This is a genomic window from Streptomyces sp. CA-278952, from assembly GCF_028747205.1.
Taxonomy (GTDB): Bacteria; Actinomycetota; Actinomycetes; order Streptomycetales; family Streptomycetaceae; genus Streptomyces.
In genome coordinates this window covers 7,587,139-7,599,771 of record NZ_CP112880.1, presented here as the reverse complement: position 1 = coordinate 7,599,771, position 12,633 = coordinate 7,587,139, and the positions used below count along the sequence as shown (strand labels likewise).

At 71.4% G+C, this 12,633-nt stretch carries 12 protein-coding genes and 1 pseudogene; 7 read left to right on the top strand and 6 right to left on the bottom strand.

Annotated features, from left to right (window positions below):
• Positions 1-123: 123 nt before the first annotated feature.
• Together N7925_RS33280 and N7925_RS33275 are read right to left on the bottom strand one after the other, a co-directional pair.
• Entirely contained in the window at positions 124-795 is a 672-nt protein-coding gene (locus tag N7925_RS33280; RefSeq protein ID WP_274346593.1) for a response regulator, read from the bottom strand.
• Between the two features lie 163 nt (positions 796-958).
• A complete protein-coding gene (locus tag N7925_RS33275; protein WP_274346077.1) occupies positions 959-3,019 on the bottom strand; it encodes a sensor histidine kinase in 2,061 nt (686 codons plus the stop codon).
• A gap of 311 nt (positions 3,020-3,330) precedes the next feature.
• Between N7925_RS33275 and N7925_RS33270 the strand changes: the two genes are divergently transcribed.
• Positions 3,331-3,648 (top strand): hypothetical protein, encoded by a 318-nt coding sequence (locus N7925_RS33270; RefSeq protein WP_274346076.1) that lies wholly within the window; start codon positions 3,331-3,333, stop codon positions 3,646-3,648.
• Positions 3,649-3,924: 276 nt separating this feature from the next.
• Positions 3,925-4,425 (top strand): metallophosphoesterase family protein, encoded by a 501-nt coding sequence (locus tag N7925_RS33265; protein WP_265604085.1) that lies wholly within the window; start codon positions 3,925-3,927, stop codon positions 4,423-4,425.
• Between the two features lie 126 nt (positions 4,426-4,551).
• Here N7925_RS33265 and N7925_RS33260 read toward each other — a convergent pair.
• The 4 genes and pseudogenes from N7925_RS33260 to N7925_RS33245 all read right to left on the bottom strand — a co-directional run.
• A pseudogene (locus N7925_RS33260) lies at positions 4,552-4,893 on the bottom strand (MBL fold metallo-hydrolase); the annotation flags it as partial.
• A gap of 107 nt (positions 4,894-5,000) precedes the next feature.
• Positions 5,001-5,252 carry a hypothetical protein gene (locus tag N7925_RS33255; protein ID WP_274346075.1) on the bottom strand — a complete coding sequence of 84 codons (252 nt, stop codon included), beginning with the start codon at positions 5,250-5,252 and terminating at the stop codon, positions 5,001-5,003.
• A 66-nt stretch (positions 5,253-5,318) separates the two neighbouring features.
• A complete protein-coding gene (locus N7925_RS33250; RefSeq protein ID WP_274346073.1) occupies positions 5,319-6,977 on the bottom strand; it encodes a catalase in 1,659 nt (552 codons plus the stop codon).
• Positions 6,978-7,498: 521 nt separating this feature from the next.
• Entirely contained in the window at positions 7,499-9,028 is a 1,530-nt protein-coding gene (locus tag N7925_RS33245) for a Mur ligase family protein (protein ID WP_274346072.1), read from the bottom strand.
• A 479-nt stretch (positions 9,029-9,507) separates the two neighbouring features.
• Here N7925_RS33245 and N7925_RS33240 point away from each other — a divergent pair, with 479 nt between their 5' ends.
• From N7925_RS33240 to N7925_RS33220, 5 genes are all read left to right on the top strand, one after another.
• Positions 9,508-10,002 (top strand): DUF2243 domain-containing protein, encoded by a 495-nt coding sequence (locus N7925_RS33240; RefSeq protein ID WP_274346071.1) that lies wholly within the window; start codon positions 9,508-9,510, stop codon positions 10,000-10,002.
• Between the two features lie 29 nt (positions 10,003-10,031).
• On the top strand, positions 10,032-10,907 hold the full coding sequence (locus tag N7925_RS33235) for a cytochrome c oxidase assembly protein (RefSeq protein WP_274346070.1): 876 nt from the start codon (positions 10,032-10,034) through the stop codon (positions 10,905-10,907).
• Complete coding sequence (locus N7925_RS33230; protein WP_274346069.1) at positions 10,907-11,059, top strand: hypothetical protein; 153 nt, start codon at positions 10,907-10,909, stop codon at positions 11,057-11,059. Before N7925_RS33235 ends, N7925_RS33230 begins: the two co-directional genes overlap by 1 nt.
• Positions 11,060-11,134: 75 nt before the next feature.
• Positions 11,135-11,680 (top strand): DUF1360 domain-containing protein, encoded by a 546-nt coding sequence (locus tag N7925_RS33225; RefSeq protein WP_274346068.1) that lies wholly within the window; start codon positions 11,135-11,137, stop codon positions 11,678-11,680.
• A gap of 244 nt (positions 11,681-11,924) precedes the next feature.
• Complete coding sequence (locus N7925_RS33220) at positions 11,925-12,632, top strand: hypothetical protein (RefSeq protein ID WP_265603224.1); 708 nt, start codon at positions 11,925-11,927, stop codon at positions 12,630-12,632.
• Position 12,633 lies beyond the last annotated feature (1 nt).

Genomic DNA, 12,633 nt, shown 5'->3' with positions numbered 1-12,633 from the left:
CGATGCGCTCACCGGCGGGCCTCTGGCCTACAGGTCGGTCGCCCGACCGCTGAGCAGCCGTCCCGCCTCCTGGTCGCGTCGCTCGGCCCGCGCGAACAGCACGTCACCGCGGACTGGCGCCCCTCAGCCGGTCGGTATCCCCGCCGGACGGATCAGTCCGCTCTCGTAGGCGAAGATCGTCGCCTGCACGCGGTCCCGCAGGGCCAGCTTGCTGAGCACGGCGCTCACGTGCACTTTCACCGTGCCCACGGCCAGCTCCAGACGCGCGCCGATCTCCGCGTTGCTCAAGCCCGTGGCCACGAGCACCAGGATCTCGCGTTCGCGGTGGGTGAGGCGGTCCAGGACTTCGGCAGCGTCCGCGTGGACAGGGGCACCGTGGGCGAAGGCCTCTATCAGACGTCGCGTGACCGCGGGTGCGAGAACACCGTCGCCGGAGGCGACGACCCGTATCGCGGACAGCAGGTCCTCCGGCTCGGAGTCCTTGAGCAGGAAGCCGGAGGCTCCGGCACGCAGCGCTTCATAGACATAGGCGTCGAGATCGAACGTGGTGAGCACCAGGACTCTGGTGCGACTGCTGTGACGTGTGATCAGTCGTGTCGCCGTCAGCCCGTCCATGCCGGGCATCCTGATGTCCATCAGCACCAGGTCGGGAGCGAGTTCGGCCGCCATGGACACCGCCGTGGCCCCCTCCGCGGCCTCGCCGACCACGGTGATGTCGTCCTCGGCGCCCAGGATCGCCACGAAACCCGCGCGCACGATCGCCTGGTCGTCCACGACCAGCAGACGTATGCCGATGGCGCTTCTCCTTGCCTTGTCCGTGCGGGGTCCTTCGCCCGCGCACATCCTCCCACGGGGGTAGTGCGCGGGGCATACCGAGTGGGCGTGCCCTCAACGGGCGGCCGGGGCACCCTTCCGGGACGCGCTCGTCCGCACAGTGGCGGCATCGCGCCCGCGCCTCCTAGGCGCGGGCGGCGCCCTGTGCGGCCGTCGACCGTGGCGCTGTGGGCGCCTTGCCCGCGTCGAGGCTCCCGAGCAGTCGACGCATGGTGACCAGCGCCGCCCTCGACGCGGCGGCGACGTCGTCCAAACTGCCCGCCTCCGCCGCGGAGATCACCCGGGTGGTCTGCTGGAACACCGTCTCCCGCAGCCCATCGGCGACCCGCTGCCGCTCGCTGCGGACCCGTTCCCTCGCTTCGGACAACAGGGCCGTGAGCGCCGCGTCCTGACGGCTCAGCTCCCGCCTGCGGCGTCTGTGCATCAGCCATCCCGCCCCCCAGGCGACGGTGAAGACCGAGCCGAGAGAGACGAACAGGAGGGCTAGGGGGAGGGCCCAGTGGAACAACAGCGCGGCAGGAGAGTCGGGCGGCTCCCCGAGCAGCGTTCCGTCGGCGGCGAAGGCGACCGCCATCGAGAACCCGAACGAGAGAGCCGCAGCGAGGACCGACAGGTACGACAGCCGGGAACCGGACGGATACGCCATGGGCGGCATCCGCGATCCGACGCGCCGAGCCGCGGGCGCCAGGGCGCGGCCGTAGGCGGCGACGGCGTAGACGGCGGCCAGTTCGACGGCGGCGCCGCCCAGGAAAGAGGGCGCCACGGAGGCAGGCAGCACACCGCCGCCGAGCAGCACCGGCCATACGAGGGCAGTGGCGCCGACGGTCGCGAGCACCAGCCAGGGAGCCCGCCGTCGCCACAACAGCGGCAGCGCGTGAACGGTCAGGACCAGCGTGAGCAGCAGGCACACCTGGACTCCGTGACCGGCGTTCCGCGCGTTCGTCAGGGCGAGGCTCCACGACGCCACGGCGGCCGCGCCGCAGACCGCCCGGTCCGCGATCCGCTGTTCGCGGGGGAAGTCGCGCCGCCGTTCCCCGACCGGCCACCGTGCGGGCGGGGCGTCGGGGAGCAGTGCCTCCACGCGCCAACCGCCCTCGGGGCGGGGCGACGCGGACAGCGACCCCCCGATGGCAACGGCCCGTCCGCGCATCCCCGCCACTCCGCGGCCGGAGCCGAGGCCCAGTCCGTCGCCGCCGGCGCCGCCGGGCGGCTCGCCGTTGTCGACGGTCAGCCGCAGGGCCTCCCCGGCCCGCTCCGCCCGGACGCTGACCGAGGCGCCCGGTGCGTAGCGCAGGGCGTTGGTCAGCGCCTCCCGGACGATGCCGTGGGTCGCCTCCGCCGCGGGACCGGCGAGGTCGGCGGGCAGCGAGACGGAGATGGGGCGGCCCAGCCTGCCGAAGCCCGCGATCAGGGTCTCGATGGGAGCGGTCATCGACACGGGAGCCGGTGCGTCACTCACGTGCATGACTGCTACGAGACGCCGCAGCGCCGCCTGGGTCTCGCGGGCGGCGCGACTCGCGAACGCCAGCGCTTCCGCACCCAGTTCCGGTCTGTCTCCACCGAGCCTGCGGGCGGCCTCGACGGACACCACGACCGAGGTGAGGTGATGCGCGCTGATGTCGTGCAGCTCCTGCGCCAGTCGCTCGCGCTCCCTGCCGGCTGCCTGTGCACGCTCCTGCTCGGCGCGGGCCAGTTGTTCTTCCGCCGCCCGGCGCTCCCGCAGCCGGTGCCGGCGGCCCGCGCCGAGAGCCGACACCAACAGGTAGAGGCCCACGGCGATGAGCCAGTCGGAGAGGAGGACGCCGTCGAAGCCGTACCGTACGGCCATCGGCAGGGGCTGGACGACAGCGGCGGTGACGGTCGCGCCCAGAGCGACGGTCCAGTCGCTCGCAGCGGTGGCGGAGAAGAGCGCCAGCAGGACCGCCGGCCCCGGTATCAGGGCGAGCATGTCGGGGGGTGCCAGGATCTGCCCCAGCACCGACACCGCGAGAATCGTGCCGAGGGCGGCGAGCGGTGCCCGGTAGCGTCGCACGAGCGCCACGACGGTGAGCACCGTGGCGGAGCAAGCGGTGATCCACGCCGTGATGCCGGGCGGCTCCTCGATGGTCGGGACCGTGAGGAACACGAGCACCGTGTGCACTACCGCGAACAGGGCCGGCGTCAGCCGACCCGGAGCAATCCCCATTGACGCGAGTGTAGAGACGGCCGCGAGGGCGCGGGACGTCAGGCTCCCGTTCGCTGGAGACCGCGTGCCCCGCGGCCTGTCGCGTTCGCCCGGCGCGGGCGGTTGCGTCCGGCGAGCCGAATCCCACCCTCCTCAGGTGTCGGGCCCCCGGCGGGCGGCGCGCCGTCGTCCCCGTGCGGCAGTCCTCTTCGGCGCCGGGGAAACGCCCCCGGCCGGTTCGGTCCCGTACCGGTGCTCTATGCCCTGCGGCCTAGGGCGCCTTCCTTCCAGCGGCCGACGCCGCGTCGCCCTCGGCGCGAAAGGATCGTCACATGGATCGAATCGACGTTCTCACTGTCCTGGTGACCACGCTGGCCCTTGCCGTCATCGTGTGGTCCAAGCCGCTCCAGAAGCAGCCGTTCTGGCTCTTCGTTCTCCTGTGCGTCGTCTTCTATCCGGTGGGCACGGCGCTGCTCTCGGCGCTGGAGGCGGCTGCGGGGGCCGCCGGTCCCGTGGCCGAGTGGACCTTCCTGAGCAGCACGAGCGTCCTCTTCGCCTCGCTCGTCGCGTCGGCCTACCGGGGGATCAAGTCCTTTCGGGGCGTACGCGCCGGTCTCCACTCCCAGGACCACCGGGACATCGAGGTCTGAGCGTTGACCCTTTCCCTACGCCACGACTTCGGACCGGCGGGAGCATGTCTCCTCACCACCTCCCGCCCGGGCAGTCGCTGCCCGCCCCTCGCCGGCTCGGCGGTCGGACAGACCGCGCCCGAGACGCGTCGGGAGTCCGGACATGGGTACCCGGCGCATCATGATCGGGGTGGGCCCCACCTCGGAGACGGACAGCTACGGCCGGCGGAGCTGACGGACATGAGAAGGAGGCTGTGGATGGACGGTGACTCGACCGGGGCGGCGACGGAGCCGCCCGTGCGGCTGCTGTTGGTCGCGGACACCCATGTGCCGCTGCGCGCCAAGCAGCTCCCCGGCGACTTGTTGTGCGAGGTGGACCGGGCGGACGTCGTCGTCCATGCCGGGGACTGGGTCGACGTCGCCACCCTGGACCTGATGGAGGGCCGCGCACGGCGTCTGGTCGGGGTGTACGGCAACAACGACGGCCAGGAGCTGCGGGCCCGGCTGCCGGAGCTGGCCCGCGTCGAACTGGGAGGCGTACGGTTCGGCGTCGTCCACGAGACCGGGGCGGCCCGTGGTCGGGAGGAGCGCTGCGCCGCGCTGTACCCGGATCTGGATGTCCTGGTCTTCGGCCACAGCCACATCCCCTGGGACACCGAGGCATCGGGTGGTCTGCGCCTGCTCAATCCGGGCTCGCCGACGGACCGCAGGCGACAGCCGTACTGCACGTACATGACCTGCACGGTGGCGGACGGCATGCTCGACGAGGTCGTGCTGCACCGTCTGCCCAGGCGCTGACCGCCTCCCACCGGGCTGCGGCCGGCGGGTGGGCTGTGCGGCGGTCAGCCCACGTGAACCTGGGCTCCGCCCGGTGTGAGCGTCGCGACCTGGCCGCGATCGCAGTGCACGATCCGCTCTTCCAGCCCGCAGCCCCGTGGCGCGTCCGAAGCCCTGGAAGGTCCGCAGGACCCGCGCCGCCTGCGGGGTCGTGAGGACGGGCAGTGCGCGGTCCAGGTTTCTGCGGGCCACCCGGTCCCAGTGGTCGCCGTGCAGGTGGGACAGGACGATGGCGTCGAGGCCGGGGAGTTGGTCGACGGTGAGCGCCGGTTCCTTGAGCCGTTTGGTCAGCAGGCCGTACCCCAGGTGGGCGTGGCGCCCGCGGTGCAGGAAGTTCGGATCGGTGAGCAGGGTCAGCGGCCCGTACCGCAGCAGCAGGGTCGCGTTGCCGACGAACTGGACCTGCACCGGTGTATCCGTCGAGGACATGACGGGCCCCTCTCGTACGTCGTTCCCGGCGGATCGGGGGGACAGGCCGCTTTCAGCGCTTGACGCAGGGCGGGACGGGTGTCGGGCGGCCGCCCCGGGCCGGCACGTCAGCCGCCGAGCTTGCCGACCGCGTCGTCCAACGACGTCGCCATGAGAGTCAGCTCCCGCGCGGCCGGATACGCGGTCCCCAGCCGGTCGACGAGCTCCGCCCGGGTCAGCAACACCGCCGCGCCGCGGAGGTCGTCACCGGCCAGGGCGGCATGTCCGGCCACTCGGGCGCGGCCCTCCAGCAGGACCAGTGCGGAGTCCTCGTCCGCCGCGTCCAGCAGCTCGCGGACGAGGGTCTCGTCGATCACCACGTGTTCCCTTTCCTTGGAGGAGGACCCGACTGCCTGATCCGCCCACACCCTTTTGTCATGATCGGTTCAGCGAACGACGACGTGCCGTTCGTTGCCGACGCAGTGCGTCATGGTGAGCCCTTCGACGTCACGTGGCGGGTTCTCGCCCAGCCGGGCAAGTCGCTCACGGTCGTCCTCCGACAGGTCCTGGCTCGCGAGGGGCCGCAGTCCCTTGACGTCCTGCGGGGTGATGCCCAGCCCGTCGCCGACCCGGCGGCCGAGATCGTTCTCGACGAGGAGGAAGTGCCAGACCATCCTCTCCTGCACGGCCCGGTCGCAGTCGGAGAGCATGCCGACGAGGTTCGTCACCAGGTCCTCCTGCTCCCACTCCTCCATCAGGAGGTAGCGCTGGCCGGCCTGGAGGTAGTCGTTGGTCCGGGGGATGCGTTTACGGGTGAGGCGGCCGCGGATCTCCGGGCCCTGCTCGTCGTTTGTCGGATACTGGGCCTCACGCAGCCCCCCGGTGATCGACGGCTCGTAGTTCACCTCGGGGTTCTCACCGTGGTGACCGTTGTCGTACGCCATCAGCCCGTCGCGCTGGTTGGTGGCCACGTGGGCGTTCTTCGCCTGATTGACGGGGAGTTGCAGGTAGTTCGGGCCCACCCGGTAGCGCTGGGTGTCACTGTAGGAGAAGGTCCGCCCGACCAGCATCTTGTCGTCGGAGAAGTCGAGCCCGTCGACGAGTACGCCGGTGCCGAAGGACACCTGCTCGTTCTCCGCGAAGTAGTTGTCCGGCACCCGGTTGAGCACCATACGGCCCACCGCCTTCGGCGGGAAGTCCTGCTCGGGCCAGGTCTTCGTGTCATCCAGCGGATCGAAGTCCAGCTCGGGATGGTCGTCGTCGGACATCATCTGCACGACCAGTTCCCACTCGGGGTGCTCCCCCCGCCGGATCGCCTCGTAGAGATCCTTCGTGGCATGCCCCAGCTCGTCCGCCTGTACGTTCGCCGCGTCCTCGGCCGTCATACTGCGGACGCCCTGCCGGGGAAGCCAGTGGTACTTGACCAGCACCGACTCGCCCTCGGGGTTCACCCACTTGTACGTGTTGACGCCGAAGCCCTGCATGTGGCGGTAGTCGGACGGGATGCCCCGCGGGCTGAACAGGTTCACGAGCATGTGCATGCTCTCCGGCGTCTGCGACATGAAGTCGAAGATGCGCCCCGGCTTCTGCTCGTGGGACACCGGGTCGGGCTTGAGAGCGTGGATGACGTCGGGGAACTTGATCGCGTCCCGGATGAAGAACACACCGAGGTTGTTGCCCACGAGATCCCAGTTGCCGTCCTCGGTGTAGAACTTGACGGCGAATCCCCGGGGGTCGCGCGCCGCCTCGGAGGAGTCACGGCCGCCGATCACCGTGGAGAAGCGGACCGCGACGTCCGTCCGCTTGCCCGCCTCCTGGAACAGCTTGGCCCGGGTGTAGCGGGCGATGGGCTCATCGCCCCACTTTCCGTACGCCTCGAAGTAGCCATAGGTGGTCACGCCCCGCGCGTGCACCACGCGTTCGGGGATGCGCTCCCGGTCGAAGTGACTGATCTTCTCGAGGAACTGGTAGTTCTCGAGAGTGGCAGGGCCACGGGCCCCGACGGTGCGCTGGTTCTGGTTGTCGAAGACCGCATGGCCCTGCCGGTTCGTGAGTTCCGGCCGGCCGTCGTCCGCGGCCGGCCCGGCGCTCGCTACGTCTGTCACAGCCAACTACTCCTTCTCTCGATCCGTAGTGCGATGCGGAGCCGCACCGCGGGCAGAATCCGGACTCCGGGAGGTGGGAATGCGGTGCGCGTCCGCATTCCCACAGCTACCACTCCGGTCTCTGTGCGGCCACCGCACAGTCGACGCATCGACCGGGTACCCGGAGCGGCCCTCCGCGGCCTCCCTCGTCCGCTGCTCGGCCTCACGCCGCCTGCGGCGTGGCCACCCGGCCGTCAGCTCCTTGACGCGGCGGTCAGCCGTCCTTGCCCATGGCTTTGCGTACGGCGTCCTTGGTGCGGTCCATGAGCGCGGCTCACGCACGTTGTCGACCGGGTCGCGGTGGTGCAGCGTGGTGGGGTGCGCCGGCATCACCTCGGTCAGGCCGTCCCCGATCTTCTCGGCCTTGCGGTGCCGTTCGCCGACCGGGACGGCACAGGTCTGGGACGTTCGCACTTCGGGCGCGATCGCCGCACCCGACGCACGACCACCGGCTGGGTCCCGCTGGGGAACGGACCACGCCGTCACGGGCCGGCAGCAAGTTGGAGAAGGGCGTGACGCAGGGCGGCCCGGTCGTCGAAAGGGCGCGAGTCGTCCGCGGAGACCTGCTGCTCGTCGGCTCCACGTCCGGCGACCACGACGACGTCTCCGGGGCGGGCGGCCGACACGGCCAGGAGGAACGCGTGCCACCGGTCGGGTTCGACCCGGACCGTGGCCCGGCCGGCACGGCGGGCGCCGTCCGCGACGGCCGTGCGCAGGGTGGCGGGGTCTTCGGTGTGGGGACTCTCATCGGTGACGATCACGAGGTCGGCGTGGCGGGCGGCGACGTCACCCAGTGCGGACCTCTTGCCCGGGTCGCGCTCGCCGGTCGCTCCTACGACCACGATCACTCTGCCGTCGGTGAGGGAACGGAGGAAGGGCAGGAGCCGGCGTTGACCGCCGGGGTTGTGAGCGAAGTCCACGAAGGCCAGAAACGGCTGCCCGACGTCGACCCGCTCGAGCCGCCCGGGAATCGACGCGAGGTTCTCGATGCCGCGCAGAGCCGTGTTGACGTCGATGCCGCCGACGGCCAGCGCCAAGGCAGCGGCCACCGCGTTGTCGGCCTGATGGGCGCCGAGCAGCCGCAACCGCACCTCCCGCTCGACACCCGGACCGCGGAGGCGGAAGCGGGTGCCGTCGGCATCGGCCGAGACGGCGCGGACGCTCCAGTCGGCGGGTTCCGGACCCATGGTGAACGTGGTGAGGCGGCAGCGGGTCTCGGCGGCCAGGCGGCGCCCGTGGGGGTCGCCGACATTGACCACCGCGTGTTCGCAGCGGTCCGGGGTGAACAGGGACGCCTTGGCGGCGTAGTACCGGCCGAGATCGCCGTGCAGGTCCAGGTGGTCGGGGCTGAGGTTGGTGAACACGCCGACGCGGAAGCGGGTGCCCTGCACCCGGCCGAGCTCCAGGGCGTGGCTGGAGACCTCCAGTACCGCGTCGGTCCCCTCGGCCCAGCGGGTGCGGGCGAGCAGTCGCTGGATCGCCGGCGCCTCGGCCGTGGTGCGCTCGGCGGGCCGCCCGCCTCTGCCCGGCACGCGGGTCTCCAGACTGCCGGCCAGTCCGACCCGGCGCCCCGCGGCCTCCAGCCCGGCGGCGATAAGGTGCACGGTGCTCGTCTTGCCATTGGTGCCCGTGACCCCGTACACGGCCAGGGCGTGGGACGGGTCGCTGTACAGCCGTGCGCTGAGGACGCCGAGCACGTGGCGGGGGCGGTCGACCACCAGGGAGGGCAGGCACGGGTCGGGCCTGTCGCTGAGCAGCGCGACGGCACCGGCCTCGGCGGCCCGGGCGGCGTAGTCGGCCCCGTGCCTGAGCTTTCCGGGAAGGCCGGCGAACAGGTCGCCCGGGACGACGTCGGTGCTGTCCAGCGTGACCCCGCGCACCCGTACCCGCCCGTCTCCGGGCCGGGCGATCAGCCGTGCCTCCGGAGCGAGGTCGCCAAGGACGCCCAATAGATCATCGAGGCACAGGTCCGCCACGCGGGGATGGTCCTCCCGTCGCAGAGCGTCGACCATCGTCCATCTCCACTTCCCGGGCGCGGTCTCGTGGCTGGTGCGCGTCGCCGGACGCGTCGCGCTCAGCGGCCCCACGTACAGGTCGATCCCGTGGCCGGCCCGACGCGACGGGCCGGCCAGCCCACAGGTGGAGCAGCATCACAGTGGTAACCGATCGGCTGACAAGCGAAACTCCGCTTCCGCCACCCCGCCGGTCCGGCCGGGTCGCAGTGCCGTCGAGCAGGCGTGTGTCCCCTCGTAGTTGTCGGAGGGGCGGGGCAGGTGGTCTCGACAGCCCTCAGCTCCGTCGGACGGCATCGCCACAGGGCGTTACCTCAGCGCCCCGCTCCTCGGCGCCGCAGGCGGAAGCCCTCGGTCTCGGCCGATCGGCCATCCGTCCGTATTCCCGCGGCAACGCGTCCACCGCGACCCGGCGCTGGGCAGGCATGCTGGGTACACGCAGTCTCCCCGCAACCGCGCCTGTCAGGAGATCAGTGGCGATGAGCAGCGCGTCGACCCGCCCGGTTCCCCCGGACGCTCGCCGACGACCACGGCGCTCTCTTGCCGTGTGCGCACTGGTCGGCGTGGCGGCGATGGCCGCTGTGGACGAGATCGTCTTTCATCAGATTCTGCACTGGCACCACTTCTACGACCGCTCCACGCTCGGCATCGGGCTGCTCTCCGACGGTCTGCTCCACACTGTTGAGCTCCTGGCCATGGTCGTCGGGTTCTTCGGCTTCGCTGATCTGCGCCGTCGTGGCGCCTTCTGCGCTGCCCACGGGTGGGCCGGCTTCTTTCTGGGCCTGGGCGCCTTTCAGCTCTTCGACGGCATCGTCGACCACAAGCTGCTGCGTCTGCACCAGATCCGCTACGGCGTCGACGTCACCCCCTACGACTGGGCCTGGAACTCCGTCGGCCTTCTGCTGCTCGGCGTGGGCGTTGCTCTGACGGTGCTGGCCAGGCGTCGTCTCCGTAAGCCGTCGGCATCGGGATGATCCCGGCTCTCCCACGCCCCGACCCTCACGTGATCCCGCTGGGGCCGGTCGTCGCGGCCGTGGCGCTCCTGGCCGCCGTCCTCTATCTGCTGGCCGCCGGGCGCCTGCGGCGGCGCGGGGACGCCTGGCCGCGCCGCAGGAGCCTCTCCTTCGCCATCGCCTGCGCAGGTCTGGCCTACGCCTTCGTCGGCACGCTGCCGGGCGGCCCCTTCACCGCGCACATGGGCCAGCACCTCGCGGTTGCCATGCTCGTCCCCCTGCCGGTGACTCTCGCCCGCCCCCTGACCCTCACCCTGCGCGCCCTGCCCGGCGGAACTCCGGCCCGGCGCGCTCTGCTCGCCGTCGCGCACTCCAGGCCCGCTGCCGCGATTCTTTTCCCGCCCGTGGCCGCGATCCTGGACATCGGCGGCCTGTGGCTGCTTTACCGCACCCCCCTGCTGGCCGCCAGTCACCACCAGCCTCTGCTCAACGTCATCATCCACGTGCACGTCCTGGGCGCCGGGTTGCTGTTCACCTTCACCATCTGCCAGCTCGACCCCGTCCGCCGCCCGTGGAACCTCTACTGGCGGGGCACCACGCTGCTCGCCGCCGGATGGGCTCACGCCGTCCTCGCGAAGAGTCTCTACGCCACCCCTCCGCCGGGCACCGCCTTCACCACCGGCGACGTGCACTCCGCGTCCCAGCTCATGTACTACGGCGGCGACCTCGTCGAAGTCGCTCTGGCCGCCGTCGTCGCCTCCCACTGGTACGCCGCCACCGGTCGCGCCCACCGCCGCTCCGCCCTGACGCGCGAGGGGCACAATCGCGGGACGAAGGTCTACCTCCGCCCAAAACGGGCACTCCTCCCCTGCACGCGGGCGGTGTCACCGCAGCGCCCGCCCAGGACGAGGAAGAGAGCCGACTGATGCAGGAGAAGACACCGTCGCAGGCCGAGGGCGAGCGCCCGGACGACGAGACGGCCCAAGCCGCGGAGCACCGGACCGCAGACCCCGGACGCACGACGCCCTCCCAGGCCGAGGGGGGCAGGGAGGCCGACGGTGAGGACGAAGATGCGTGAAGGTCAGCGGGTCCGAGTCAGTCCTGACGCAGCGAGGTACGAGTCCCGGGCCCGCGCTTCCCGGAGGTATCCGTCATGAAGAAGGACGTGCGCGGGGAGAGCACCCTCCGGTGGAGGGCCGGGGAGGCTTTCCGCCGCGTGAACAGGGCCTACTCGGCGCCGAAGGAGCATCAACTCGCCGGGCACCTCGGTGCCCTGGTCGCCTTCGCCGCCTACACCGGCGCCTGGGGCACCGCGGTAAGCGTGCGAAGGAACGAGCTTCCGGACCGCCACCAACCGCTGGATCTGCTGTTGACCGCAGCCGCCGTCTTCCGACTCGGTCGTCTTCTCAGCAAGGGCTCCGTCACGAGCCCGCTCCGAGCGCCATTCACCCGGTACGAGTCAGTGGCGGGCCCTTCGGAAGTCAACGAAAGCCCTCGCGGAGGTCGCTTCAGGTCGACCGTGGGTGAGCTCGCGACCTGCCCCTTCTGCCTGAGCGTCTGGCTGACGACCACCTTCACCGGCGCCCATCTGTTGTGGCCGCGCGCCACACGCACGGTCACGGGAGGCCTTACCGCCCTCGCCGTGGCTGACACCCTGCAACTGGGTTACGACTGCCTGATGCAGAAGAACAGTGGCTGAGCCTTGCGACGCCACCACCCTGGCCGATCCCCGGGCCGGCAGCCGCGCGGCAGTGCGACCACGACCACCAAGCTCGCCGCCGATATCCCGCCGCCGTCCGTGAGCCTCCTGGAGCTGGCCCGGCGTTTCCCAGCGCTCCCTCTTCAGCCCCAATCGCGCATGTTCGCCGTCTTTGCAACCATTGAGGAAGCGTCGAGGGGGCGACGCGACACACCTCCCAAGCAGGGCCGACCTAGGAGGAGCTTTGAGCGACTTCGAAAGTTCGAGCCGTCCGGGCGACGGAACGACGGCGACGACGGCACAGACCGCACGGGACAAGGCCGGCGAAGGTACCGACCTGGTGGCCGCCAAGGCCGGTGACGTGGCGGGCACCGCCAGGGAACAGGCAGCCGATGTGGCGGGTGAGGCCACGGCACGAGCCCAGGACGTCATGGGCGAGCTGCGGAGCCAACTGGAGGAACAGGCTCGCACGCAGACACAGCGGCTGGCAGACAGCGTACGGCGGCTGGCCGACGAGCTGCACGACATGAGCCGCAACGGCGACAGCGACTCCGCCGCCGCCGGCGCGGTGAAGCAGATAGCGGACCGCGGGCACCAGACCGCGGCCCGACTGGAGGACAGAGGGCCGGACGGTCTTCTCAGCGACCTGCAGGACTTCGCACGCCGTCGCCCCGGGGCGTTTCTGGCGGGCGCGGCGCTCGCGGGCTTCGCCACCGCCCGGCTCGCCAAGGGCGCCAAGTCCGCCGACGGCGGAGAAGACCGGCACGCGAGCACGACGGACAGCGGTACGGGTCCGGGCGCACCACAAGTCGGGACGGGACACGAGGCCCAGCAAGCCCCGGACACCCACCCGCCGCCGTCCTCGCCGCCCCTCACTCCGTCCGACGGGGGAGCCGGCACACCGGGGCAGGCCCCGATGAGCCGCCCGTACCCCGATCCGCAGCAGCCGTAGG

What these genes read in the sequence shown, in the direction of transcription:
- N7925_RS33275 (WP_274346077.1), bottom strand. Translation starts at nt 3,019, where the DNA reads ATGGGGATTGCTCCGGGTCGGCTGACGCCGGCCCTGTTCGCGGTAGTG.
- N7925_RS33270 (WP_274346076.1), top strand. Translation starts at nt 3,331, where the DNA reads ATGGATCGAATCGACGTTCTCACTGTCCTGGTGACCACGCTGGCCCTT.
- N7925_RS33245 (WP_274346072.1), bottom strand. Translation starts at nt 9,028, where the DNA reads ATGGTCGACGCTCTGCGACGGGAGGACCATCCCCGCGTGGCGGACCTG.
- N7925_RS33240 (WP_274346071.1), top strand. Translation starts at nt 9,508, where the DNA reads ATGAGCAGCGCGTCGACCCGCCCGGTTCCCCCGGACGCTCGCCGACGA.
- N7925_RS33230 (WP_274346069.1), top strand. Translation starts at nt 10,907, where the DNA reads ATGCAGGAGAAGACACCGTCGCAGGCCGAGGGCGAGCGCCCGGACGAC.
- N7925_RS33225 (WP_274346068.1), top strand. Translation starts at nt 11,135, where the DNA reads ATGAAGAAGGACGTGCGCGGGGAGAGCACCCTCCGGTGGAGGGCCGGG.